The sequence below is a fragment of the Hymenobacter mellowenesis genome, from assembly GCF_030581005.1.
In the GTDB taxonomy this organism is placed as follows: Bacteria; Bacteroidota; Bacteroidia; order Cytophagales; family Hymenobacteraceae; genus Hymenobacter; species Hymenobacter mellowenesis.
The window spans coordinates 22251-47456 of the sequence record NZ_JAUQSX010000022.1 but is presented as its reverse complement, the minus strand read 5'-3'; the positions used below and the strand labels follow the sequence as shown (position 1 = coordinate 47456).

Here is a 25206-nt window from a genome sequence, read left to right as displayed (position 1 = left end):
GGCACATTCTCACTACCCGGCCGCACCGCCTTGCCTATCTTTGGCGCGGCGGTCCCGGCGGCCCCACTCCTCTTATGGCTCGTTTGCTGGCTTTTTTCCTCGTGGCACTTATGCTGCTCCAGACCTTGGGGCAGGAAGTGCTGGTGCTGGATTACCATTTGAACAAAGCCCGCATCACGGAGCTATACTGCGTGAACAAGGCCCGCCCGCAGCTGAACTGCAACGGCAAATGCCACCTGGCCAAGCAGCTGCGCAAAGCCGACGGTGCCGACAAAAAAGCCCCGGCCGGCCCGCTGGCCAAGGTAAAATTTGAGGTACTGCCCACGGTGCCGTTTGCACTGCGCCCGCCCGGGCGCTGGCGCCAGCCGGCCCGGCGCTACGCCCTGCCGCCGGCGGCCCACTACGCCGCCGTGGCCGGCCCGGGCGTGTTTCGCCCCCCGCTCCTACTGGCCTGATTGCCTGGTTCTGCCTGCTGCTAATGCTTCAGGCCGGATTTTTGCGGGTGCCCCGGTGGGGCGCCGGCTGGCGGCTGCATGCCGCTGTTTCAATCAGTGTTGGTATTTGCTTTTTCCTTTATGAAATTCTCTGCTTTCTCCTCCCTGGCCGTTGTGGTGGCCGCTTTTAGCTTCGCCGGCTGCTCCAAAGACAATGTGGCCGTGCCCCAAACCGAATTCACGCTGCACATGGACAACGGCGCCCTGGTGAACAACGCCGCCGGCACGCCCGTGTTCACGTCGCTGGTGCTCGGCTCTGGCTCTTACAAAAACGCCAACGGCGACGACTTCACCGTGAGCACCCTCAAGTATTACATCTCGAACGTGAAGCTGAACAAGGCCGACGGCAGCAGCTACGCCGTGCCCGACAGCTACTTCCTGGTGGACCACGCCGACCCCGCCACCCAAGACCTGACCATGACCGGCGCGCCCGTGGGCGACTATAGCAGCGTGAGCTTCATTGTGGGCGTGGACAGTGCCCGCACCAAGGCCGGCAATTTCGGCACGGGCGTGCTCAATTCCAGTAAGGGCATGTTCTGGCCCATGAACGGGGGCACGGGCGAGTTCATCAACTTCAAGCTCGAAGGCTATTCGCCGCAGGCCCGGTTCACGGCCCCGGCCACCACGGGCGGACTGGTTTTTCACGTGGCGGGCTACCAGCACTCCACCACCAACACCATTCGCACGGTGACGGTACCCTTCCCCGCGGGCACCAACCTGCTCATCCGGGCCGACCACAAGCCCGAGGTGCACATGCTCGTCAATATTGCGAAGCTGTTCGACGGCCCGAACCCCGCAGGCGTGGCCAATCCGCCGTTCATGAACCCCGTGAAATTTTCCAGCCTGAGCGCCACCATGAGTCCCTCAACGCCCATTACTACCGCCTCCAAGCTGGCCGACAACATCGCAGCGGGCATGTTCTCGGTGGGGCACATCCACGCCAACTAAGGCCGGGGCATGAAATATTTCTGCCTGTTTTTGCTGGGCGCCGGCTTATGGCTGGCGCCCCGCTCGGGCCGCGCCTGCGACATCTGCGGCTGTTTCATGGGCATCACGCCCTACGATAACCAGAGCAGCCTGAGCTTGATGCACCGCTACCGCGTGTTCAACGGCTACCGGGCCTACGGGCAGTCGCCGCAGTTTTTTCCGGCCGGCGCCCGCCCGTTTTTCCCCTCGCCCCTCAACGGCGACAACGGCTACGAGCACAACCACGCCGGCAACCCGAACGACTTCGAGGCCTTCCGCGTGATGGAGCTGCGCGGCAAATACTTCCTCTCGCAGCGCGTCGAGTTAAACGCCTTTGTGCCGTATGTGATGAATACGTCGCAGATAAACGGCCGGCAGCTCAACTCCTCGGGCGTGGGCGACGTGACGGTCTTTGCCGGCTACCACCTCATCCGGGCCATCGAAACGGCCGGCGTGCAAAGCCGCCTCATCGTGGGCGGCGGCTTGAAACTGCCCACCGGCGAGTTCACCCGCCAGAATGCCCAGGGCCACCGCTACCCACTGCTCAACCAGGTAGGCACCGGCACCACCGACGGGTTTATCTACGCCAACTACATCGGCAGCTATCATAGCTTCGGGCTGAGCGTGAACAGCAGCTACCGTCGCTCCACCGAAAACCGGTTTCTGAACAGCCTGGCGCCGAGCACTGCCACGTTTGCCAGCCTGTTTTACCGCCTGCCGCTGGGCGAAAACTGGCAGGTGTACCCCTCGGCCGAGTTTTTTTATGAGAAGACTCAGGGCGAAATGCTCGATGGCCGCCTCACCGGCGAGCACGCCATGAACAACGCCCTACTGGGCCCCGGCCTGGGCGTGTACTACAAAAACCTGTCCTTGAACACCAGCTTCCAGCTGCCCGTGTACAACGCCGACACCGACCACCCCGTCAGCGCCGGGCGCCTGGTGGTGGCCGTGGGCTACAGCTTCAAACAAACCAAATACCTGCTCCACGGCAAAAGCTAAACCCGAAGCTGGACACTGGAAACCCGACCTGTTGAGGCGCGTAGGAAGGCCATTCAGCCACCTTTCTTCCCGATTTTCAGCCATGAGCGTTTCCCTCAACCCCCAGGCCGTGGCCTACGCCCGGCGCCTCATTCAGGACGGCAAACTCAAGAACGACCAGGGCCATTGGGGCCAGCACAACCCCGATACCAACGAGGAAAATACCTTCCTCAAAAAGCACGAAATGGAGGAATACGCCAACTGGCACCTCGGCCTCGACAAAAGCAAGGGCGAAGACACCAAAGGCCGCTACAAATTTCCCTACGGCGACTTCAAAACCGTGCACCGCGACGGTCTGATTGCCGTCAAGGAACGCGCCGCCCAGCAAGGCTATTCCGACATCGAGAAGGCCGCTGATGAGCTGCTTCAATTGCTGGAAAAGGAGTCGAAGTAACCACTGTTAATTTCAGCAAAAAGCCCCGGCCGTTTACACGGCCGGGGCTTTTTGCAACTAATGGGGCAGTCTAGCCTAGGGCCGTCACGCCGGGCAGCTCCTTGCCTTCCATGTACTCGAGCAGGGCGCCGCCGCCCGTCGAGATGTAGCTCACCTGCTCGCCGAAGCCCAGCTGCTGCACGGCCGCGGCCGAGTCGCCGCCGCCGATGAGGGAGTAGGCGCCGGCCGCCGTGGCGTCGGCAATGGCGCGGGCCACGTCTTCGGTGCCTTTGGCAAAGTTGGGCATTTCGAACACGCCCATGGGGCCGTTCCAGAGGATGGTTTTGCTTTGGCGAATGACGTCGGCGAAGGCTTTGCGGCTTTCCGGGCCCAGGTCGAGGCCCATCCAGCCGTCGGGGATGTCGTGATTGGGAGCGGTTTTGGTTTCGGCGTCGTTAGCGAACTTGTTGGCGATAAGCGAATCGGTGGGCAGCAGCAGGTTCACGCCCTTGTCTTTGGCTTTCTGAATCAGCTCGCGGGCCAGGTCCACCTTGTCGGCTTCGAGCAGGGAGCTGCCCACCTTGCCGCCCTCGGCCACCGCGAAGGTGTAGGCCATGCCGCCGCCGATGAGCAGGTTGTCCACCTTATCGAGCAGCTTTTCGATGATGAGAATCTTGTCGGAAATCTTGGCGCCGCCCATGATGGCCGTGAAGGGCCGCTCGGCCTGCTCCAGCACCTTTTTGGCGTTATCGATTTCGGATTGCAGCAGGTAGCCGCCCACCCGGTCCTCGGGCGCAAACGAGTTGGCCATCACGGCCGTAGAGGCGTGGGCGCGGTGCGCAGTGCCGAAGGCATCGTTCACGTACACGTTGCCCAGCTTGGCCAGCTTGGCGGCAAAGTCCTTATCGCCGGCTTCTTCTTCCTTATAGAAGCGCACGTTGTCGAGCAGCAGCACCTGGCCGGGCTGCAGGGCCGCCGCTTTTTGCGCGGCCTCCTCCCCCAGCACGTCGCCGCCGAACTGCACCTCGCGGCCATACTCCTGCGAGAGGCGCGCCACGAGGCTTTCGAGCGAAAACTTCTTCTCGTAGCCGCCCTTGGGCCGGCCCAGGTGCGAGAGCAGCACCACCGAGCCGCCGTCGTTCAGAATTTTCATCACCGAGCGGGTGGCCATGCGAATGCGCGTGTCGTCGGTTATCTGCAGGTCCTTGTCGAGCGGCACATTGAAATCGACGCGCATCACGGCGTGCTTGCCGGCGAAATTATAGGAATCGAGGGTGTTCATAAGAGAAAGTGAAACGGAGTGTGAGAGTGATTGGTCAGGGATGCAAAAGTGTGGATTTCCGCGTTGGCGCGTTGCAGAGGCGCTCTGTTTCGCGGCTCTATGGCCGGGCGGCAACTTCGTGGTAGCGCACCAGCGCTTCAATCGGCTCGCGAAGCATCTGGCCCACGGCCATGCCGTGACGCTGCGCCACGGCGGCCAGCGCGTCGCGAAAGTAGTACCCCACCGAGCCCACGCAGTTGAAAGCATGGCGCTGATAATCGGGGTAATGCGTCACAATTTGCTCAAAAAGAGCCTCGAAGGAGCGGGTAACAATTTCCTGGCAGTAGGGCTCGTGGGAATGTTCGCCCGCAAACCGGGCAAAGCCGGCCAGGAAGCGGTTGGGCAGCGCGTGGTTGTAGAGGCGGTCGAGCACCTCGCTCACCTCGCCAAGCTGGTAGTCGGCTTTCAATTTCGCCGCCAGCGCCGCGGGCATCCGGCCGCGCAGGTAGTCGCGCAGCACCTGCCGGCCAATGGACGTGCCCGAGCCCTCGTCGCCCAGCGAGTAGCCCAACGACTCAATCACCTGCGTAATGCGCTGGCCATCATACAAACACGAGTTAGTGCCCGTGCCCAGAATGGCCGCAAAACCCGCCTCCCGCCCCAGCAGGGCGCGGGCCGCCGCCAGCAAATCCTCGGCCACTGACACCTCCCCGGCCTGGGGCCACACCTGTCGCAGGGCCCCGGCCACTACCTCGGCTTTGACCGGCGAGAGCACGCCCGAGCCGTAGTAATGAATGGCACGGATGGGCGCCTGATGCACATCGACCGGCACGCTGCGCACCAGCGACGCGGCAATGCCCGGCGTGTCCCAGAAATAGGGATTGTAGCCCTCGGTGTTGAAATACTGGGGGGGGCCGCCGGCCAGCAAGGCCCAGCTGCAGGTGGTGGACCCACCATCGGCAATGAGTATCATAGGCTGCGAAAGTACGCGGGAGTTGGCAGCCGGCCGTATATTTCGCCACTTGGTAATATAGGGGAAACGACACTTGACCGTCATGCCGAGCGTAGCCGAGGCATCTCGCTCGCTTCGTTGTGATGCCATTTATTACTTCGGCACGCGAGATGCCTCGGCTACGCTCGGCATGACGTCTTTTTAGCCCACCCACCACATTCCGCTTCTCCGTTATGCCCACCCGCCGCAAATTCCTGCAATCCTCCGCCGCTGGCTTGGCCGGCTTGGCCGCTTCGCCCCTGGCGGCCGTGGCACTGCCCGCCGCCCCGGTGGCCGGCAAGCCGGTCGTCATTTCTACCTGGGATGCGGGCGTGAACGCCAACAAGGGCGCCTGGAAAGTCATCGGCCCCGGCGGCTACGCCCTCGACGCCGTGGAGGCCGGCGTGATGGTAACCGAGTCGGAACAGGGCTGCTGCGTGGGCCTGGGCGGCAACCCCGACCGCGACGGCATTGTGACGCTCGACGCCTGCATCATGGACGAGAAGTTCAACTGCGGCGGCGTGGCCGGGCTTGAGCGCATCAAGCACCCCATCAGCGTGGCCCGCCGCGTGATGGAGCGCACCCCGCACGTGCTGCTGGTGGGCGAAGGCGCCCAGCAGTTTGCCGTATCCCAGGGCTTCCCACTGGAGCCCCAGCAGCTAAGTGCCGACGCGAAAAAGGCCTACGCGGAGTGGCTGAAAACCAGTAAGTACCAGCCCGTAGTCAACATCGAAAACTCGAAAAGCCGCCCCACCGGCCCGGTGGGCGGCCCCCAGAACCACGACACCATTGCCATGCTGGCCCTGGATGCGCAAGGCCGCCTCAGCGGCAGCTGCACCACCAGCGGCATGGCCTTCAAAATGCGCGGCCGTGTGGGCGACTCGCCCCTCATCGGCTCCGGCCTGTTCGTGGACCCGGCCGTGGGCGCCGCCGCCGCTACCGGCCAGGGCGAGGACGTGGTGCGCATCGCCGGTGCCCACCTCATCGTGGAGCTGATGCGCCAAGGGCGCACCCCGCAACAGGCCTGCAAGGAGGCCATTGAGCGCATTGCCGCCATCAAAGGCGCCAAGGCCAAAGACATTCAAGTGGCCTTTATCGCCATCAGCAAAACCGGTCAGACGGGCGCGTACGCCCTACAAAAAGGCTTCAATTTCACTGTGAGCACCACCGATACGCCGGTGCTACGCGACAGCGAGTTTTTGCTGAAGTAAGTATTGAACAATCGGCTGTCATCCTGAGCGGAGCGAAGGACCTTATCCAGCCAGCACAAGTCGTTCGACGTGATAAGGTCCTTCGCTCCGCTCAGGATGACAGCCGATTACCAAAACGCCCCCAGTATCAACTAGCCAATGCCCCTCACCCTCGAAATCTGCGCGGCCTCCCTCCCCTCTGCGTTGGCGGCGCAGGCGGGTGGCGCGCACCGCATCGAGCTGTGCCAGAACCTGGAGCAAGGCGGCATCACGCCGTCCTACGGCCTGATTCGGGAGACGCTGGCGCAACTCAGCATCCCGGTGTTCGTGCTGATTCGGCCCCGGCCGGGTGGCTTCGGTTACAACGACGATGAGTTGGCCATCATGCGGGCCGACATAGAGGTATGCCGTGAGTTGGGTGCCGCCGGGGTGGTGCTGGGGGCGCTGGATGCGGCCGGGCGCGTGGATATTGACGCCTGCCAGGCCCTCATCCAGCGGGCCGGCACTATGCAAATCACCTTTCACCGCGCCTTCGATTCCTGCCGCAACCAAGCCGAAGCCTTGGAGGAAATCATCAAAATAGGCTGCCAGCGCGTGCTCACTTCGGGCGGGCAGACCACGGCCGCGGCGGGCCAGGCGCGGCTGGCGGCGCTGGTGACGCAAGCGGCCGGGCGCATCAGTATCATGCCGGGCGCAGGGGTTTCGGCGGCTAATATTCAGGAGCTGGCCCGCCACACGGGCGCTCAGGAGTTTCACACCAGCGCCAAGCGCCAAGTACCTGCCAACCCGGCCGACGGGCTGTTCCAGACGGAACAATTTGAAACAGATGCCGCTTTGGTGGCCGAGCTGGTGGCGTTGCTGTAGCGCGGACTTTTAATCCGCGCGTCGGTTGTTCGTTCGCGGACTGAAAGTCCGCGCTACGGCTTCTTACCTTTGCGACACTTATGAAAATTGGCATTTTTTTCGGAGGCACTTCGCGCGAGCGGGAAATTTCGTTCGCGGGCGGCCGCACCGTCTTTGATAATCTGGACAAGGCGCTATTTCAGCCCGTGCCCATCTTCGTGGACAGCCTCGGGCAGTTCATCCTGCTCGACTGGCAATTCATCTATAAAGGCACCATCCGGGATTTCTACCCGCCGGTGAGCTCGCAACCGCCTTCGCTGCACCATTTGCAGGTCTACATTGAAAGCCTGGGCGAGCTCAGCCACGACGAGCGGTTCGAGGCCATTGCCAAAGTGGGCCGCGAAATAAAAGCGCAGGAACTGCCCCTGCTGATGGATTTTGCCTTTCTGGCCCTGCACGGGCCGGGCGGCGAGGACGGCGCCATTCAGGGCCTGCTGGAGTGGCTGGGCATTCCGTATTCGGGCTCGGGCATTCTGCCGTCGGCCTTCGGCATCGATAAAATCGCGCAGAAAAACCTGCTGCACGCGCTGGGCCGCCCCACGCCCGATTTCCGCGTTATCAAGGCTGAGGAATGGGACACCACGGACCACGCCGCCACCTTGGCTTACCTGGTGCGCGAGCTGGGCCTGCCGCTGGTGCTGAAGGCCCCTCGCCAAGGCAGCAGCATCGGCGTGAGCATCCTGAAAACCGACGATTTGGCCAAGTTTGAGGCGGCCATCGACAAAAGCCTGTTCCGCAAAACCGTGACCCGCGCCGACTGGCAGCGCCTCGGCGAGCAGGACCGCATTGCCTGGGTGCAGCATCTGACCGACATCCGCGAAGGCATTGGCCTGCCGGTTGTCATCAACGATGAAACCGCGCCCATCTACCACCCCGAAACCCTGCTTTACACGCTGACCGAGGCGCTGGAAACGGCCGAGGAAGTCCGTCTGACCAACATCGACGGCGAAACCCAGGTGCTGGTGGAAAGCTTCGTGGCCGGCCGCGAATTCAGCTGCATTGTGGTGGAAGACCCCAACGGCCTGCCGCTGGCCCTGCCGCCCACCGAGATTGTGAAGGGCGAGGAGATGTTCGACTACCGCTCAAAATACCTGCCCGGCCTGGCCCGTAAAATCACGCCCATAGACCTGCCGGAGGAGAAAATTCAGGAAATACGGGAGGCGTGCGAGGAGATGTTTCGCACCTTCGGTTTCCAGGTGTACGCGCGGCTCGATGGCTTTGTAGGGCATGACGGCCGGTTGTTCTTGAACGACCCGAACACGACGTCGGGCATGCTGCCGGCTTCGTTCTTCTTCCACCAAGCGGCCGAAATCGGGCTGAATCCGAGTCAATTCCTCACCTACCTCATCCGCACCTCGCTGGCGGCCCGGCGCCGGGCCGGCCTGCGCCCCGTGAAGCTGGCGCAGCTGCTCGACAAGCTGGACGCCGCCGTGGCCGGCCGCCAGCACGAGGCCACCGAACGTATCCGCGTGGCCGTGATAATGGGCGGCTACTCCTCGGAGCGGCACATTTCGGTGGAAAGCGGGCGCAACATTTACGAGAAGCTCAGCTCTTCGGCCAAGTACGCGCCGGTGCCGGTGTTCCTCACGGGCTCGGCCCAGGAGCACAAGCTCTACGTGCTGCCCGTGAACGTGATGCTGAAGGACAACGCCGACGACATCCGCGAGAAGATTGAGCACGCCGAAGCTGGCGAAGCCCCGCATCCTATTCTGGAACGCATCCGGCGCGAGGCCAGCACCATCACCAGCACCTACGCCGGGCAGGCGCTGGCCCAGCCGCGCCGCATTTCATTCGAGGAATTAGCCCAGATGGCGGATGAAGTCTTCATTGCCCTGCACGGCCGCCCTGGCGAGGATGGCGCCTTGCAGCAGGAGTTGGAACGCTTCAACCTGCCCTACAACGGCTCGGGCGTGGCCAGCAGCAGCGTCACCATCAACAAGTTCGAGACGAACAAGCGCCTGCGCGAAGCCGGCCTGCTCGTGGCCGAGCACCGCATGGCCAGCAAGCTGGAGTGGCAGGCCGACGCCGAAAGCTTCTACCGCAGCCTCGAAACGCAGTTCCCCTACCCCTTCATCGCCAAGCCCGCCGACGACGGCTGCTCGTCGGCAGTGAAGAAAATCAAGAACCGCGCGGAGTTGGAAGCCTTCAGCCAGCTCATTTTTCGCACCGAAGAAGAATTGCTGGAAGGTCCGGCCGAGGTGCTACACCTGGGCTTCAAGGAAGAATTTCCGCGTAAGGATGCCTTCCTGGTCGAAACGCTCATCAGCCGCGACGGCGCCGCCCACTTCCTGGAAGTAACCGGTGGCCTACTCACGTCTTACGATGAGGACGGACTGCTCGACATTGAGGTGTTCGAGGCCAGCGAGGCCCTGGCCACCGGCGAGGTGCTGAGTTTGGAAGAGAAATTCCTGGCTGGCGAAGGCCAGAATATCACCCCGGCCCGCTACGACGTAGACCCCGCCGAGCGCCAGCGCATCTCGAACGAGGTGAAGGCCGTGCTGCGCCGCGTGGCCGAAGTGCTCGATATTCAGGGCTATGCGCGCATCGATGCCTTCGTGCGGGTGCGCCAGGAGGGCGAAGTGGAGGTGCTCATTATCGAAGTGAACTCGCTGCCAGGCATGACGCCAGCCACCTGTATTTTCCACCAAACGGCGCTGGCCGGCTACACGCCCTACGAGTTTATCGACCGGATTCTGGAGTTCGGCAAGGCGCGGGTGGCGCGGGCCGTTCCGGCCAGCTAAACCGTCGTATTACCGAGAACGTCATGCAGAGCGCAGCGAAGCATCTTTACCGCAGCAGTAATTATTTACTTCCGAGGTAAAGATGCTTCGCTGCGCTCTGCATGACGTTCTTTGGGATAAAATCATTGTCACTACGTTTACCGCATGTCGTTTTTCTCTGCTAATTCCCCGCTTGACCTCGTGAAGCACCTCGTGCTCATTGCCATTGTGGGCGTGCTGCTGGTGCTGGGCTTTTTCTACGTGTACCTGCCCATGAGCACGCACCACGGCGAAACCATCACCGTGCCCAAGGTGACGGGCATGAACGTGGCCGACTTGGAAAACTACCTCGACGAGCGCAACCTGGCCTACTTCGTGGATGACTCCAGCTACAACCCCAGCGTGCGGGCCTTCACGGTGCTGGTGCAGGACCCCGCGCCGGGCGAAAAGGTGAAGGAAGGGCGCAAAATCTACGTGCAGGTGAGCATGAAAAACCCGCCCGTCATCAAGATGCCCAAGCTCATCGGCAACTCCTCCAAAGCGGCTACACTTATCCTGAAAAGCTACGACCTTGTGGTGGGCCAGATTCAGCTGGTGCCCGACCTGGCCACGGGGCAGGTGCTAAAGCAGCTGGTGAACGGCAAGGAAATCGCAGCCGGCTCCCCCATCACCAAGGGCGCCACCGTGGATTTGGTGGTGGGCGACGGCCAGGGCAACCAGACGTTTGCCGTGCCCAACCTCATCAATATGCCCGGGGATGAAGCCATTACTTTGCTCGTGGGCCAGGGCCTGCAGAAGGGTGAAGTGTTTGAGCAGCCCGCTGAACAAGGCCAGACGGCCGGCACCGTGGTACGCCAGCGCCCCGTGGCCGGTCCCGATGCCACCATTCGCACCGGCCAGTTGGTGGACATCTGGGTGGCAAAATAGTTGTTCGTCACGCACTTTTTGTAAAGGCTCGGGCGTTGGGCTTACAACTTTCCACGCAACCGTATGATGACACGATTCCGCACGTATTGCCGCCTGCTAGTTCCGGCGCTGCTTTTGGCCACCGGCGTGGCCCAGGCCCAGGTCGTGCTGCCCTCCGGCCCGCTCGCGGCCGACCCCAGCCGGGCGGCTTACCTGCCCAAAATCGACCCGGCGGTGCGGCAGCGCACCACGGCGCTGGCGTTGCCTTTTTTTGATGATTTCACCACGCCGCTCGAAGGCGCGCCCGATGTGCGGCGGTGGGTTCCCACGGGCGGCGCTTTTGTGAGCAACCGACTGGCCCTGGCGCCCCTCTCCCGCGGCGCGGCTACGCTGGACGGCATCAAGGCCAACGGCCAGAGTTACAGCGGCAGCACCACAGTGCTCTACGGTACCATCGACTCGCTGACATCGCAACCCATTGACCTGAGCGGCCTCACGGCCAACGACCAGGTGTATTTGAGCTTTGCCTGGCAGGCCGGCAGCATTCTGGGCACGCCCAACCCCAATTCCACCACCACTCCGGTCAAATTGGAGCTGTACCTGAAAACCAGCGCCAATACCTGGGTGCGGGCCTGGTTCTACAACAGCCAACGCGCCCTCACCGGCTTCCGCCAGCAGGTCGTCGCCCTGAACCAGACTCAGTACCTGCACGGTAATTTCCAGTTTATGCTGGTGGCCAGCGGCAACACGTCCGACAACCTCGACAACTGGAGCGTGGACTACGTGCTGCTGGACCGCAACCGCACCCGCGGCCTGGCCGATACCACCTTTGTGGACGTGGCCACCGGCGCCGGCCTGCTGGGCGGCAACCCCTCGGGCGGGCTGCGCAGCCCCTTGCGGCGCTTCACGGCCATGCCGGTGTGGCAGTTCAACGCCGCCACCACCAGCGAATTGAACCCCAACCTGGGCGTGAACCTGACCAACCTGGAGCTGCCTACCCCACCCCTGCCCCGGCCCATCGACGTGACCGGCACCGTGCGCAACCTGACCACCAACACCACGTTCGGCACCTGGCTGCAAGCCTCGCGCCTCATCAATCCGAACGTGCGCAACTCGCCGCAAATAGGGTCGGCGGCCTCGGTGGCGGTGCCCGCCACGGCCACGCCTAAGCGCCTGCGCTACAGCCTGGTCATCAACACCAACGGCCTGGAAATGCCGCGGGCCATGCCCAACGACACCATTTCGCGCGATGTAGACCTCAACAACTATTTCGCTTACGACGATGGCACGGCCGAGGCTTACACCCAACAGTTTGCCTACTCTACGGGCCAGCCGGCCGCCCTGGCCTACCGCTTCAACCTGAACCAGCCCGACCACGTAGGTGGCCTGCGCCTCTACCCGGTGTACACGGCATCCGATGTGAACGTGCGCCCCGTCACCATCAGCGTGTGGAGCGACGATTCGGGCAAGCCCAGCGCCGCGCCCATTGCCAGCAAAACCGCCACCCTGCCCGGCACGGCCCCGGCGGCCGGCGGCCTGCCCTACGTCGAAATCACCTTCGACCAGCCTGTGCCGGTGTCGGGCATCTTCTACGTGGGCTACTCACAGCCTTCGACGGGGCGCGACCTGCACTACGGCAAAGACTTGAACAACTCCTTCCCCAGCGGCTACCTCTGGAGCCGCAGCAACGTGGGCATCTGGGATTCGGTGCGCTTCCAGCCCCGGCGCGGTGCCTTCATGATGCGTCCGGTGATGACCAATAACGTGACCACGGCCACCGCCTCGGCCCGCGAAGCCGCCGCCTACAGCCTCTACCCCAACCCCGCCCACGGCACCGTGCGCGTGGACGGCCCGGCCTTTGCCCGCGCCACCTTGCTCGACGCCCTGGGCCGCACCGTGTGGGAGCAGCCGGCCGCGCAGGCTGGCCAAGCCATACTGCCGCTGCCTACCCTGCCGGCGGGCGTCTACACGGTGCGCCTCACCCTGGCCGATGGCCGCACCGTGGGCCGCCGGCTAATGCTGGAATAAGGCTGCGCAATTCGATTGAGAGCTGTTTTAGAGAAGCTTTAGAACGTCATGTCGAGCTTGCCGAGACATCTCGGGCAAATTATTTGATATAAAAAGGCCCGCTGGAATAATCCAGCGGGCCTTTTCTGTGCGGCGACTTCGCCTCTTACTTGGTTGGCATCAGCACGGTGTCGATGACGTGGGTGACGCCGTTGCTCGAAATCACATCGGGAATAGTGACGCGGGCCATGCCGCCTTTGGCATCTTTAATCATCACGCCGTTGCCGTTTTTCATCACCGTCAGCGTTTCGCCCTCCACGGTGGTGAGCACCTGGCCGGCGGTGAGGTTGCCGGCGGTGTAGCGGCCCGGCACCACATGGTAGGTGAGAACGGCGGTGAGCTTAGGCTTCATTTCGGGCGTTAGCAGCGAATTGACGGTGCCGGCGGGCAGCTTCTCGAAAGCCGCGTTGGTGGGCGCAAATACGGTGAAGGGGCCGGTGCTTTTCAGGGTTTCTACCAGGCCGGCGGCTTTCACGGCAGCTACCAGGGTGGTGTGGTCGGCGCTGCCGGCGGCGTTGTCTACGATGTCTTTATCGGGCGTCATCATGGCGCCGCCTACCATCACGCCGCCCGTGGTAGTGGTGCTCATGGTGGTCGTCGTGATGGCCGAATTGGTGGTGCTCATGGCCTCGCCCTTGCGGGGCATAGTTTTGGCCTTCATCTTATCGCCGGCGTCCGACTTGCCTTTCACCTTCATCTTGCCATCGTCGGACATCTTGGTTTTGGTGGTCATGCCGTCGGCCTTGGTCTTGGTTTTTTCGTCGTCCGACTTGGTCTTCATGCCGTCCTGGGCAAAGGCGGGCGTAGCGAGGACCGCCAGCAAGGCAGCAGCGGCGAAGAATGTGTTCTTGTTCATGGGATGGAATTGGGAGTTGGAGTTAAGCGTATCTACTGTCCAACTATACGCACATGTACAAGCAATGGGTTTGATTCGCTGCAGCAACGCGATTTGGTGGTCCGGCAGCGTGAGCCCCAAAGCCTCCTGATGCGTCTCAAACTCCCAAAATCGTGCGTCTGCCACGGCAAAGCCCCGGCGGGGCAGCACCTCGATAGCCAGGTGCCGTCTTGCTGGGGCTTTGCCGGTTTTGCCATAGCCCGCCGCTACTCCACCGTCAGGCGCAGGGCCTGGCTGCCGGTGCGCACCACGTACACGCCGCTGGCCAGGCCAAAGGGCAGCGCCAGGGTGGCCGTGCCGTCGGCGGCGGCCGTCACATCGAGCACGTGCCGGCCCACGGCGTCAAATACAACCACCGCCGCGCCCGGCGCGGCGCCGGTGAGCGTGGCCGTAGCCCGGGTCGGGTTCGGGAATAGCGCCAGCCCGGCCGGGCCGCGCGCCGGCACGGCCACCGTGCGCACGGGCGAGTGGCTGGCCGTGCCGTCGGTGTCGACTTGGCGCAGGCGGTAGTACACCAGCGGGGTCGCGTAACGCGTAATGGCCGGGTCGACCAGTTGATAAGTGTGGACCTGGGTGCTGCTGCCCGCGCCCGCCACCGTGCCGATGCGGCCGAACGTGCGCCCGTCGGCGCTGGCCTCCACCTCGAACCGGTCGTTGTGCAGCTCCGAAGCCGTGGCCCAGCGCAACAGCGCGTCGGCGCCCTGCGGCTCAGCCGTGAAGGCCACCAACGTGACGGGCAGCGGCGCGGCCAGCCCGCCGAGCGTGAGCCGGTCCAGCACCGCGGTGCTGAAGGAAAAGCTCCGCGTGCTGCCGCTCACCGCGGCCGGGCCAGCGCTGCCCGTGGCGGCCCAGTTGCTGGAGCCGAGCGGCGCGCGCCAAGCCTGCGTGGTGGCGAAGCTGGCGAGGCCGTTGTCGTCATCGGCCAGCCAGCTCAGCGTTACGGGCACGGGCGCGGCGGGAGCCACGGCCGTTTCCACGGTCCAGATGCGGTCGATGCCCCGGACTCCGGGGCTACCCAGGCCCACGGCCCGGCTCAGGTTATCCGTGAGCAGGCCGGCCGTGCGGGTGATGGCCACCGCGCCCAAGCCCGAGCGGTCGAGGGTGGCGCCGTGGCCGAAGTCGAGCACGCCGCTGCCGGCCGCCCGCTCGATACGCAGGTTGCCCTGCACATACTGGCCGGTTTGCTCGCCGCTGAGCGTGGCCCCGTCGGGCAGGGTGAGGGTGACGGCGGGGGCCGTGCGCAACAGGCCGCTTTGCAGGATGAGGGCCGTGCCCACGGTCAGGTTGGCAGGCAGGGCCAGGGTGCGCTGGCCCACCGCGCCGGTGTTGGCCAGCACCAGCGTGCCCACGGTGGAGGCCGCGCCGGGTGTAAGCGTCTGGTTGGTGGTGCCGCTGAAGAGCAGCTTGCCGGGCGAGGCCAGGGTGCCCGCGTTGATGAGGTCGCCGGTGAGTTGCACGGTGCCGGCGTTGGCGAACGTGCCATTGGCATTGTTTTGCACCGCGCCGGCCACGTAGAGCGTGGCCCCCGGCTGCACCGTGAGGGTGGCCCCGTCGTTGACGAGCTGGGCCCGGCCAGCCAGCGCGGGCAGCAGCAGGGACAGGGTCATAAGTGATTTCATAAGAAGAATATGTTGAGCTATTAGCTTAAAAACTAGCGCTGGGCCTGCCCGCCAGCCGCCTCCAGCCGCCGCAGCCGGGCCTCAAAGGTTTCCAACGTGGCGGTGGCGCGGGCGGCTTCGGCTTTGGCGCTGCTGGCGGTAGCCTCGGCGGTAGCGGCGCGGGCTTGCAGGGCGGCATTCTGCTGTTTCAGCGCCTCAATCTGGGCCTGCTGCTCCTGGATGGCCTGGGTGAGCACGGGCACGAGGGTGGTGTAGGACACGGCGTAGAACCCCTTCTTGTCGTCGGCTGGCTTCTCCACGGCCTCGGGCACGAGCGGCAGCAGCTCCTGGGCCACGAAGCCCAGCGCCCGCACCGGCTTATCATCGGGCAGGAAGGTCACCACGCCATTCTCCAGGTGGCGGCTGGTGTGGAAGTCGTAAGAGACGGGGCGCAGGGCCAGCACCGTGCGCAGGCCCTGGGCCAGCGGGGTGATGTTGGTTTTCACCCGCCGGTCCGACAGGTTCGAGTATATGCCGGTGCTGCCGTTGATTTGGGCAATCTGGTTGGAGGCGGTGGGCGCGGCCGTGCCGGGCACCGAGAAGAAGCGGAAGCCGCCGTTGCCCAAGCCCCGGTAGTTGTAGAGCTCACTCTCGCCGCTGCCGGCGTATATCGCGTTCCAGCCCAGGCCCGTGGCGTTGGTGGTGCTGGGCAGCGGGCCGCCGCCGTTCACCAGGGCCACGCCGGCCACGTGCAGCCGGGCGCTGGGGCTGCTGATGCCGATGCCCACGCTGCCGCCCACGTTGGCGTTGCCGCTCACGTTGGCGTTGCCCGCCACGTCGAGCTTCTGATTGGGGTTGGCAGTGCCAATGCCCAGGTTGCCGCCTACGTAGCCGCTGCCGTTCAGGGTGGTGCTGCCGTTCACCCCCAGGCTGCCGTTTACGCTGGCGCTGCCGGCCGTGAGCAGCCCGCCCACCGTGCCGGCGCCGCTCACCGAAAACCCGCCGTTTTGCGGCTGGGCCGTTTGGTTCTGTATAAAATCAGCCGCACCGGGCAGCGCCACCGAAGCCAGGCTGCCGGTGGGGCTCACCGTCACCACGCGGTCTGGGGGGGTGGCCGAGATGGTCACGACCTGCAACAAGTTGTTGCCAGCGGTGGTCACATAGGCCGTGCTGCCGCTCGCGGCCAGGCTGCTGGCGCTACCTGTCAGGGGCACGGTACCGAGGGCCACCGGGCTGGCCGGGTTGCTCACGTCGAACACGCGCAACGTGCTGCCGTCGGCCACATACGCTTTGGTGCCGGCCAGGGCTATTTTCCCGGCAACCCCCGGCGCCGTGCCGAGCAGCGCCGGGCTGCCGGGGTTGCTCACGTTAAACAATTGCAGGCTGCTGCCCACCACGTAGGCGGTGGTGCCGCTCAGGGCCAGGCCGCTGGGGCTGGGGTCCGTGGCGGCGTCGCCCAGCAGCACCGGGCTGGCCGGATTGGCCACGTTGTACGCCCGCAACTTGCTGCTCCCGTCCACCACCACGTAAGCCGTAGTGCCGCTCACAGCCAGGCCGGTGCCCTTCACGCCCGTGACCACGGTGCCGAGCAGGGCCGGGCTGGCCGGGTTGGCCGGGTTGGCCACATTATAAGTCTCGAGCAGCCCGAAGGTTGTCACGTAAGCCGTGGTGCCGCTCACGACCACGTTGCTGGGGCCGCTGTCGGTGGTGTTGATGCTGCCCAGCAGCACCGGGCTGGCGGGTTGGCCACGTTGTAGGCCTGCAACAAACCGCTGCTGCCCCCCACCACGTAGGCCGTGGTGCCGCTCACGGCCACGCCTTTGGGCTGTAGAGCCGTGCCCACGGTGCCGAGGGCCACCGGGCTGGCCGGGTTGCTAACGTCGAACACCTGCAACACGCTGCTGCCGCTCCCTTCGCTCACTACGTAGGCCCGGAGGCCACTCACGGCCACGCTGGTCGGGTTGCGGCCCGTGCCCACCGTGCCCGTGGCCCCGGCGGGGATGGGCGTGGCCGTGTTGGCCGCACTGCTGAACACGGGCGCGCTCACCCCCAGGGTGCCGTCGGGCAGCACCACGGGCAGGCGGGTGTCGGTGCCGCTCAGGCCGCGCACGCGCAGCTGCCCGTTCACGTCGAGCTTCTGGGTGGGCTGGGTGGTACCGATGCCCACGTTGCCCGCGTTTTGCACGGTCAGACGGGCTTGGTCATTGCCCTCCACCACGAAGGCCCCGGCCGCATCCTGGCCGATGTCCATGAACGAGTTGCCCACGCCCTCGAAGCGCAGCTGCGGGGCGCTGGTGGCGGCCCCGGTGAAATTGCCCAGCAGCACCGTGCCGTTACTGGGCGCGAAGTTGTTGAGCGTGAAGGCACCGCTCGCCAGGTCGGCCCGCAGGTTGCCGCTCACATGGAGCTTGGCGACCGGGCTGCTGGTGCCGATGCCCACATTGCCGGCCACCGTGCTGTTGCCGCCGATGGTGCCGTTGCCCTCAATGTTGAAGTTGGCCCCAAGCTGCGGGCTGGTTTGGTTTCGGATAACGCCCGCAATGTTGCTGGCATCCAGAAAAGGTGCCGGCAAAGACGCGTAGGCGACGGGCAACAAGCGCACGTAGCCGTCGCCGCTGCGCACGCCCTGGGTGTGCGCCACGGCGCTGGTGCCCGCGCCCGCATACGACGAGCCACCGCCCCCGCCGCTGAAGCCGCCGCCGCTTCCCCCCCCGAAGTAGCCCCCGCCGCCCCCGCCGGCGCCGGCGCCGTTGCTGAAGGTGCCGTTGCCGCCCGTGGCCCCGCTGCCGCCGTTGCCCGCCGCATAGGAGCCGCTCCCCGCGCCGCCGGTGCCCGCTGCACTTTGGCTGCCGCCCAGCCCGCCGCTGCCGGCGGTGCCAGCGGCCCCCGCGCCGCCCGTCAGGCCGCCGCCCGCGCCGCCGGCCCCCTCGTCGGCGCCGCCACCGCCGCCGCCGGCCACCAGCACCCGGTTGGCCAGGGCTGTGCCCCCAAGGCGGATGTCGCTGGCCCCGCCCCCGCCACCGTCGCCGAATACCGCACTGCCGCCGCCGTTGTAGCCGCCGCTGCCGGCGTTGGCATTGGTGCCGGCCCCGCCCACGTACACCGTCAGCACCTGGCCGGGCGTCACGGCCAGCGTGGCCTGCACCCGCCCGCCCAGCCCCTGGCCGGTGTTGGTATTGTAGGTATACCCGCCCATTGCGCCCGCCAGGTCCACCTGGAGCGCCGTAACGCCCGCCGGCACGACGTAGGTCTGGGCCGTACCCATGAAGGCAAAGGTGGCGAGTGCGGGCGTGGTGTCGGCCAGCGCCGCCACCCACTTGGTCCCGTCCCAGGTGTTGAGCACCCCGGTGCTGGTGTTGTAGATGGTGAGGCCCGCCGCCGGGCTGGCAATGGCGTCGCGCTGGGCCTGGCTCAGGCGCGGGGGTAGCAGGCCCTTGCTGGTGCTGCTCACGTCGAGCGCAGCCGAGGCGGCGGGCGTGGTGGTGCCGATGCCCACCGCGCCGGTTTGGGCCTGCGCGGCCAGCGGCGCGGCGGCCAGCAGCCCGACCAAGAACACCAGGCAGCCGCCCGCGCCGCGCCGCAACGACGCCGAAACAGGGGAGAAATAGTTCATAAGAAAACGGAAATGGGATTGGCGAAAAGCGAACGAATGGTGGCCGGTCAGCGGGTGGAATGGCCGGCTGGCCGAGACCGGGTCGCGCGCGGCCCAGCCTGCGCGCGCGGACCGTGGGACCTTACTCCCCGAGAAAAGAAGCCTGACTGACCAGCCCTAACCGGTAATTATCAGCCGACAAAATTGGACAAAGCGCTGCCGGAACAGGGTCGAATTCCTGCCAATCTTCAGCCTCTAGCCCACTTTCAAGCATTTTGGCAGGGATTTACCCCTGTCCGGCCAGCCCGTGGCGGACTTCTGCTCACCCACTGGGCGCGAGGCGGCCGGCTGGCGGTACCGCATGTCGTTCTGGCCACTACTGCTAGGTAGCGCGGTAGTCGACGGGCCAGCGGCCAAACCGCTCGGCGTAGCGGTTGCTGAAGTGCCTGGCCGAAGCAAAGCCCACCGCCTCGGCCCAGCCTGCTTGAGCTAAAGTCGTCGGCCCTGAGCAGCTGCCGAACCCGGCACAGGCGGCGGCTTCTGCTCCCCAAACGCCAAAAAGCCCGTCGCGGTGGGCGACGGGCTTTTTGGCGTTTGGGGAAGACTGCGGGGGCTATTCTACCATCAGGCGCAGGGCTGTGCTGCCCACGCGCACCACGTACACGCCCACCGGCTGCCCGGCCGGCATCGCCAGCGCGGCTGTGCCAGAAGCGTCGGCAGTAGCACGGGTTACTTCCCGGCCCAGGGCGTCGAACGCCGTCACCACCGTGCCGGGCTGCGCGCCCGTGAGCGTGGCCGAACCGCCGTGGGTCGGGTTGGGGAACAGGGCTAGGCCGGCCGCCGCGCCCGTCAGGGCCACGGTGCGCACCGGCGAGTAGCTGGCGGTGCCGTCTTGGTCTACCTGCCGCAGACGGTAGTAGAGGGTGGTAGCGTCGGCTGGCAGGCGAGCGTCCAGCAGTGCGTAGCTGCGGGAAGTGCTGCTGCTACCGGCAGCGGCCACCGTGCCGATGCGCTCGAAGCTCGTGCCGCTCAGGCTACGCTCCACCTCGAAGGCGGCGCTATTTTGCTCCGAAGCGGTGGCCCAGGCCAGCTGCACGGTGGTCTGGCTCGGGGCGAGCGTAGCGGTGAAGGCGGTGAGTTGCACGGGCAGCGGCGAGCCCGCGCCCGTCAGGTAGAACTCCGAGAAGTGGTCGGCCACCCGGGCCTCGGCCGTGAACCAGTCGGCCCCCGGCAGCACCGTGGCGGGGGCGGCCAGCAGGCGGCGCTCGCCGGCCGGGTCATTGTTGGTCAGGTCGCAGTCCTCGTTGGTCCCGCTGTACTGGCTGGCCTTGAGGGTGGCGGCCGTGGCGGCGGCATCGGCGGCGGTGAGGCGGGCCAGCTCGCTGCTCAGGCCGAAGAAGCGCATCCGCACGCTGCTGCCGGGGAAGACTTTATTGGTGGCCGTGAGGTAGAAGTTGCGGTCGAGGTAGGCGCGGTTGCCGGCGTCGCGGCGCACGGCGCTGCTGGTGGCCGTGCCCAGTGCCGAAACGCCCACCGCCACGGTGCCCAGGTTGTAGGTATCTTCGATGGCGGCCACCACGGCCCCACCCGCGCCGGGCAGGCGCAGGCAGCGCCACGCGCCGGCCCCGCCCGCGCCCGTGATGCTGACGCTGGCCGTGGCCAGGCAGCCGCTGGCGGCGGTGCTGCGGTACACTTGCAACACCTCGAAGGCCGGGCTGCTGGTGCTGCTGTTGCCACTACCAGTGCCCACCACCACGGCGCTGCTGCCCGCCGCCGCGCCCACCGGCACCACGACCGTGAGCGAGGTTGGCGAGGTGTAAGTAACGCTGCTGGCCGCCACCCCGCCGAAGCTGACGGTGCTGCCGGCCGCGAAGCCCGTGCCGGTGAGCACCACTTCCTGCCCTGGCAGCTCGGCCGCCGGGCTGATGGCCGTGAGCTGCACCGCGGGCGGTAGGGCAAAGGGGCTGCTGGCCGTGCCGCAGCTGGCGGCCACCGTAACGGTGCCCGTAGCTGCGGCCCCGGCCGGCACCACAAAAGAGAAGCCCGTGTCGGTGAGGTTGGTGACGCTGGGCAGGGCGTTGGCCCCGTTCACGGTGAGGGCCGTGAGGCCCAGCAGGCCGGTGCCGGTCACGGCCACGGTGCTGCCCACGGGCGCGCTGGCGGGCGAGAAGCTGGTCAGGCTCACGCCGTTGAACACCTGCACCGGCGCGTTGCGCTGGTTGGTGCTGCCGTCGCCCACCTGGCCGTAGTAATTGTAGCCCCAGGCCCACACGGCGCGGCAGCTGCTTTGCTCGCCCGCCGAGTGGTAGCCGCCCGCCGCCGCGCTGGTCCAGCTCGTGGCCGTGCCCACCTGCGCAAACACGCCTATGGGGGTGCCGACGCTCTGGCCTTGGGCATTGCTGCCACAGGCCCAGAGCGTACCATCGGCCCGTAGCGCCACCGTGTGGCTTTCGCCGGCCGCCACGCTGGTCCAGTTTAAGTCGGTGCCTGCTTGCGTCGGCGTGTTGGTAAGTTGCCTGATATCGGGAGTAAAGCCCAACTGGCCGTCATAGCTATAGCCCCAGGACCAGAGCGAGCCGTCGGCCCGCAGGGCTAGCGTATAGTTTGAGCCGGCTGCCACACTCACCCAGTTGGTAGCCGTGCCCACCTGCGTCGCTAATCCAGTTCGTAGGAGGGGGGAGCCGGAGTATACAGGAATGCCGAGCTGGTCATAGCCGTTGTCGCCCCAAGCCCAGAGCGTGCCATTCGCCATTACGCCCACTGAGTGAAGGTCGCCCGCTTCTATGCTCACCCAGGTGGTAACCTGAAGTGCGTTAGATGGCGGAAATATAGCTACCGGCACACGGCTATTACTGCCTACGGTAATGTAAGCTCCCAATTGTTCATTGCTGTTGCTGCCCCAGGTATAGAGCGTGCCAGCAGAGGTCACCCCCAATGTATGGGAGGCCCCCGCCGCCACATTCGCCCAGTTTGTAGCCGTGCCTACCTGCACGGGCACGCTGCTGTCGGCCGCGCTGCCATTGCCGAGCTGGCCCTGGAAGTTTTCGCCCCAGGCCCAGAGCGTACCGTCGGTTTTCACCGCTACCGTGTGAAAGTCGCCCGCCGCCACACTCACCCAGTTGGTAGCCGTGCCTACCTGCACGGGCACGCTGCTGCTGGTCGTGCTGCCATTGCCGAGCTGGCCGAAGGCGTTGTTGCCCCAGGCCCAGAGCGTGCCATCGGCCCGCACCGACACCGTATGCGCGTAGCCCGTGGCCAGGGTCTTGGCCCGCGAGAACAGGGCCGCGCCCCCGGTGCTCGTAAAGGTGCCCCGCGCTACCTGCACCAGTCCGCTCTGGGCCCCGGCGGGCACCACTACGCCGGTAATGCTCGTGCCCGCCGCGTTCACCACGAAGCCGCTCGTCACCACCTTCACCCCCGCACTGCCAGCAAAGACGATGCTGGTGGTGCCCGCCAGGTTCACGCCCGTTAGGGTGAGCACCGTGCCCGGCACCCCCACAAAGGGGCTCACCGCCGTCAGCCCGGTTGTGATGGTAAAGGCCGTGGTACTGCTCGCGCCACAGTTGCCCGTCACAGTCGTGTTGGGGGTGGTCGGGGCTCCCCCGGCCGGTACCACAAACGAGAAGCCCGTATCGGTGAGATTGGTCACGCTGGCAAAGGCGTCAAACCCGTTTACGTTCAGCGCCGTTATGCCAATAAGGCCCCGGCCCGTCACGGCCACGGTGGTGCCTGCTGCCGCGCTGGTAGGGCTGAAGGTGAGCAGCGTAGGAGACTCGGGATTAAAAATAAGCACGGGCACAGTGCTGTTGGAATTGCTGCCGTTGCCCAGCTGGCCATAGCTGTTGTTGCCCCAGGTCAAGAGGGCGTTGCAGGTTTGCTCGCCTGCCGAGTGACTACGGCCCGCCGTCGCGCTGGTCCAGCTCGTGGCCGTGCCTACCTGCACGGGCATGCTGCTACTGGTACTGCTGCTATTGCCCAATTGGCCGCTGGAATTGCTGCCCCAGGCCCAGAGCGTGCCGTCGGTTTGCAGGGCTACCGTGTGGGACTGGCCCCCGTCTACGCTTATCCAGTTCGCGCCCGTGCCCACCTGCACCGGATTGGGGCTATTGGTGGTGCTGTTGATGCCGAGCTGGCCGTTGTTGTTGTTGCCCCAGGCCCAGAGGGTGCCGTCGGCCCGCACCGCCAGGGTGTGGAAGTAGCCCGCCGTCACGCTGACCCAGCTCGTGGCCTGGCCTACTTGCACGGGTACCAGGGTATTGACCGTAGCGCTGCTGCTGCCATTGCCCAGCTGGCCCGCTGTGTTGTCGCCCCAGGTCCAGAGCGTGCCATCGGCCCGCAGCGCCACCGTATGGCTTTGGCCGGCCGCTGCGCTCACCCAGTTCGTGCCCGTGCCCACCTGCACCGGACTGGTGCGCTGCGTGGTGGTGCCGTCGCCCAGCTGGCCGTTGCTGTTATTACCCCAGGCCCAGAGCGTGCCGTCGGCCCGCAACGCCACCGTGTGGCTTTGGCCGGCCGTTACGCTCACCCAATTCGTGGCCGTACCCACTCGCGTCGGATTATTGTGTTGGGTGTTCGTGCCGTCGCCCAGCTGGCCGGAGCCGTTGTCGCCCCAGGCCCAGAGGGTGCCGTCGGCCTTCACCGCCGCCGTGTAGATAGTGCCCGCCGCTGCGCTTACCCAGTTGGTGGCCGTGCCCGCCTGCACGGGCACGTTGCTATCGTTCCTGGTCCCATTGCCCAGCTGGCCCTGGACGTTGTCGCCCCAGGCCCGGAGGGTGCCATCGGGCCGCACCGCCACCGTGTGGGAGTCGCCCGCGTCCTGGGTTTTGGCCCGCACGAACAGGAACGTGCCGATTCTGCCGCCGGGGCCCGTCACCAGCACCCGCCCGCTCAGGGCCCCGCCGGGCACCACTACCCCGGTGATGCTCGTGCCCGCTGCGTTCACCACGAAGCCGCTCCTCACCACCCGTGCGCCCCCCGCGCCAGCAAAAGCAATGCTGGTGGTGCCCGTCAGGTTCGTGCCCGTCAGGGTGAGCACCGTGTTCGGCACCCCCACAAATGGACTCGCCGTGATGGTGTTGCCGGGGGGGCTATTGGGCAGCGCTACGGTGGTCGAAGCCGAGGGCAGGGTGTACTGCACGAAGCCGGCCGTGGTGGGCTGAAAGCGCCCGACTTCCAGGCCGTTGAGCCGCACTAGCACCACTTGGTCGGCCGGGGCCGTGCCCCGCTGCGCCCCGTAGAGGCGCACCCGGTAGTTGCCCGCGAGCAAGGTCGGCAGCTCCTGGCTGACATAGCCGCTGCCGCTGCTAATGGTTTGCAGGAAGGCGGCATGGGTGCCGTTGGGGGCGGCGGGGTTATTGAAGGCACTGCCGTTGGTGGCCAGGCCGCTGTTGCTCTCAAACGTCCAGTCGGCCCCGTTGGGGTTGTAGCCGTAGCTGCCCGTGCCCAGGCTGCCGGTGTTTTCGAAGCTGGCGTTGGGCACGCTGGCGCTGGTGCCCGTGCTCACGTGAAGCAGCTCCACCTGGTCGACGAAGGCCGTTACGTCGGTAGCCGTGCCCTGGCTGGCGCTGCCCAGCGCCTCAAGGCTCAGCACGGCACCGAGTACGAAAGCCGTGCTGGTGTACGTGGTGTAGCCGGCGCCGAAAGCGGGCGTGAAGGTGCCCACCGGTGTGCCGTCTACCAGCAGACGCACGCCCTGCGCGGTCGTGTTGGTGGGCCGCTGGGCCAATTGCAGCCGCAGCTGGTAGGAGCCGGCCGGCAGCGAAGCCAGCGTCTGGCCGAAGCTGCCCACGCCGTTGCCGTTGCTTTGCAGGTAGCCGGCATTGGTGCCATCGGGGGCCGCCGGGTTGGATTGGTTGCTGCCGTTGGCGATGATGCCGCTGTTGGTAGCAAAGGCCCAGCCGGCCCCAGGGGTTTCAAAGCTGGAGTTGGTCACGGCGCTGGCGACCACCGCCCCGGTGTTCGCGTTCAGCACCACCACCTGGTCGACAAAGACGGTGGCATCGACGCCGGGGCCTGCCGCCACCGTGGCTTGCAGCGTGAGCACGGAGGGAGCGCCGGCCAGGGCCAGCAGCGGCAGCAGCGCCAGCCACAGGCTAGCCAGCAGGACGTACCAAGGCCGGGCCAATGCGCCCAGGCAGGCAGGGGAAATGTTAGGCATAAAATAGGGGATTGAGGAGCGAGGAAATCGGGAAGTAGTTGCTGGGCCGGCGAGC

Annotated in this window: 16 protein-coding genes; 9 read left to right on the top strand and 7 right to left on the bottom strand. The window is 65.8% G+C overall.

Annotated elements, in window-relative coordinates; all coding sequences use genetic code 11:
* The first annotated feature begins 74 nt into the window (after positions 1-74).
* The 4 genes from Q5H92_RS25950 (at position 75) to Q5H92_RS25935 (ending at position 2892) form a co-directional block, all read left to right on the top strand.
* Complete coding sequence (locus Q5H92_RS25950; protein WP_305014491.1) at positions 75-455, top strand: hypothetical protein; 381 nt, start codon at positions 75-77, stop codon at positions 453-455.
* A 120-nt stretch (positions 456-575) separates the two neighbouring features.
* The gene (locus tag Q5H92_RS25945) at positions 576-1442 is read left to right on the top strand and encodes an MbnP family protein (RefSeq protein WP_305014490.1); all 867 of its coding nucleotides are present in this window, start codon (positions 576-578) and stop codon (positions 1440-1442) included.
* A gap of 9 nt (positions 1443-1451) precedes the next feature.
* Entirely contained in the window at positions 1452-2459 is a 1008-nt protein-coding gene (locus Q5H92_RS25940) for a hypothetical protein (protein WP_305014489.1), read from the top strand.
* Between the two features lie 82 nt (positions 2460-2541).
* Positions 2542-2892 (top strand): hypothetical protein, encoded by a 351-nt coding sequence (locus Q5H92_RS25935; protein WP_305014488.1) that lies wholly within the window; start codon positions 2542-2544, stop codon positions 2890-2892.
* A gap of 70 nt (positions 2893-2962) precedes the next feature.
* On the opposite strand, the gene Q5H92_RS25930 is transcribed toward Q5H92_RS25935, so the two are convergent.
* Together Q5H92_RS25930 and Q5H92_RS25925 are read right to left on the bottom strand one after the other, a co-directional pair.
* Positions 2963-4153, bottom strand: coding sequence for a phosphoglycerate kinase (locus Q5H92_RS25930; RefSeq protein WP_305014487.1), 1191 nt, complete (start codon positions 4151-4153; stop codon positions 2963-2965).
* Positions 4154-4250: 97 nt separating this feature from the next.
* Complete coding sequence (locus tag Q5H92_RS25925; protein WP_305014486.1) at positions 4251-5105, bottom strand: N-acetylglucosamine kinase; 855 nt, start codon at positions 5103-5105, stop codon at positions 4251-4253.
* A gap of 212 nt (positions 5106-5317) precedes the next feature.
* Here Q5H92_RS25925 and Q5H92_RS25920 point away from each other — a divergent pair, with 212 nt between their 5' ends.
* The 5 genes from Q5H92_RS25920 (at position 5318) to Q5H92_RS25900 (ending at position 12870) form a co-directional block, all read left to right on the top strand.
* Positions 5318-6334, top strand: a complete 1017-nt coding sequence (locus tag Q5H92_RS25920; RefSeq protein WP_305014485.1) for a glycosylasparaginase — start codon at positions 5318-5320, stop codon at positions 6332-6334.
* 138 nt (positions 6335-6472) lie between these two features.
* Entirely contained in the window at positions 6473-7177 is a 705-nt protein-coding gene (locus Q5H92_RS25915; RefSeq protein ID WP_305014484.1) for a copper homeostasis protein CutC, read from the top strand.
* 80 nt (positions 7178-7257) lie between these two features.
* The gene (locus Q5H92_RS25910) at positions 7258-9957 is read left to right on the top strand and encodes a D-alanine--D-alanine ligase family protein (protein ID WP_305014483.1); all 2700 of its coding nucleotides are present in this window, start codon (positions 7258-7260) and stop codon (positions 9955-9957) included.
* 144 nt (positions 9958-10101) lie between these two features.
* Positions 10102-10863 (top strand): PASTA domain-containing protein, encoded by a 762-nt coding sequence (locus Q5H92_RS25905; RefSeq protein ID WP_305014482.1) that lies wholly within the window; start codon positions 10102-10104, stop codon positions 10861-10863.
* A gap of 63 nt (positions 10864-10926) precedes the next feature.
* Complete coding sequence (locus tag Q5H92_RS25900; protein WP_305014481.1) at positions 10927-12870, top strand: T9SS type A sorting domain-containing protein; 1944 nt, start codon at positions 10927-10929, stop codon at positions 12868-12870.
* A gap of 145 nt (positions 12871-13015) precedes the next feature.
* On the opposite strand, the gene Q5H92_RS25895 is transcribed toward Q5H92_RS25900, so the two are convergent.
* The 5 genes from Q5H92_RS25895 to Q5H92_RS25875 form a co-directional block, all read right to left on the bottom strand.
* Positions 13016-13765, bottom strand: a complete 750-nt coding sequence (locus tag Q5H92_RS25895) for a fasciclin domain-containing protein (protein ID WP_369811184.1) — start codon at positions 13763-13765, stop codon at positions 13016-13018.
* Between the two features lie 245 nt (positions 13766-14010).
* The gene (locus tag Q5H92_RS25890; RefSeq protein ID WP_305014480.1) at positions 14011-15423 is read right to left on the bottom strand and encodes a T9SS type A sorting domain-containing protein; all 1413 of its coding nucleotides are present in this window, start codon (positions 15421-15423) and stop codon (positions 14011-14013) included.
* Between the two features lie 32 nt (positions 15424-15455).
* On the bottom strand, positions 15456-17132 hold the full coding sequence (locus Q5H92_RS25885; protein ID WP_305014479.1) for a tail fiber domain-containing protein: 1677 nt from the start codon (positions 17130-17132) through the stop codon (positions 15456-15458).
* On the bottom strand, positions 17078-19015 hold the full coding sequence (locus Q5H92_RS25880; RefSeq protein WP_305014478.1) for a phage tail-like protein: 1938 nt from the start codon (positions 19013-19015) through the stop codon (positions 17078-17080). Before Q5H92_RS25880 ends, Q5H92_RS25885 begins: the two co-directional genes overlap by 55 nt.
* A 592-nt stretch (positions 19016-19607) precedes the next feature.
* Positions 19608-25151, bottom strand: coding sequence for an RCC1 domain-containing protein (locus Q5H92_RS25875; protein WP_305014477.1), 5544 nt, complete (start codon positions 25149-25151; stop codon positions 19608-19610).
* Positions 25152-25206: the final 55 nt, after the last annotated feature.

Excerpts from the sequence above, each read along its gene's own strand:
- Q5H92_RS25875 (WP_305014477.1), bottom strand. The coding sequence starts at position 25,151 with ATGCCTAACATTTCCCCTGCCTGCCTGGGCGCATTGGCCCGGCCTTGG.
- Q5H92_RS25940 (WP_305014489.1), top strand. The coding sequence starts at position 1,452 with ATGAAATATTTCTGCCTGTTTTTGCTGGGCGCCGGCTTATGGCTGGCG.
- Q5H92_RS25900 (WP_305014481.1), top strand. The coding sequence starts at position 10,927 with ATGATGACACGATTCCGCACGTATTGCCGCCTGCTAGTTCCGGCGCTG.
- Q5H92_RS25915 (WP_305014484.1), top strand. The coding sequence starts at position 6,473 with ATGCCCCTCACCCTCGAAATCTGCGCGGCCTCCCTCCCCTCTGCGTTG.
- Q5H92_RS25920 (WP_305014485.1), top strand. The coding sequence starts at position 5,318 with ATGCCCACCCGCCGCAAATTCCTGCAATCCTCCGCCGCTGGCTTGGCC.
- Q5H92_RS25910 (WP_305014483.1), top strand. The coding sequence starts at position 7,258 with ATGAAAATTGGCATTTTTTTCGGAGGCACTTCGCGCGAGCGGGAAATT.
- Q5H92_RS25930 (WP_305014487.1), bottom strand. The coding sequence starts at position 4,153 with ATGAACACCCTCGATTCCTATAATTTCGCCGGCAAGCACGCCGTGATG.
- Q5H92_RS25905 (WP_305014482.1), top strand. The coding sequence starts at position 10,102 with ATGTCGTTTTTCTCTGCTAATTCCCCGCTTGACCTCGTGAAGCACCTC.
- Q5H92_RS25945 (WP_305014490.1), top strand. The coding sequence starts at position 576 with ATGAAATTCTCTGCTTTCTCCTCCCTGGCCGTTGTGGTGGCCGCTTTT.
- Q5H92_RS25895 (WP_369811184.1), bottom strand. The coding sequence starts at position 13,765 with ATGAACAAGAACACATTCTTCGCCGCTGCTGCCTTGCTGGCGGTCCTC.
- Q5H92_RS25950 (WP_305014491.1), top strand. The coding sequence starts at position 75 with ATGGCTCGTTTGCTGGCTTTTTTCCTCGTGGCACTTATGCTGCTCCAG.
- Q5H92_RS25925 (WP_305014486.1), bottom strand. The coding sequence starts at position 5,105 with ATGATACTCATTGCCGATGGTGGGTCCACCACCTGCAGCTGGGCCTTG.
- Q5H92_RS25935 (WP_305014488.1), top strand. The coding sequence starts at position 2,542 with ATGAGCGTTTCCCTCAACCCCCAGGCCGTGGCCTACGCCCGGCGCCTC.
- Q5H92_RS25890 (WP_305014480.1), bottom strand. The coding sequence starts at position 15,423 with ATGAAATCACTTATGACCCTGTCCCTGCTGCTGCCCGCGCTGGCTGGC.
- Q5H92_RS25880 (WP_305014478.1), bottom strand. The coding sequence starts at position 19,015 with ATGAACTATTTCTCCCCTGTTTCGGCGTCGTTGCGGCGCGGCGCGGGC.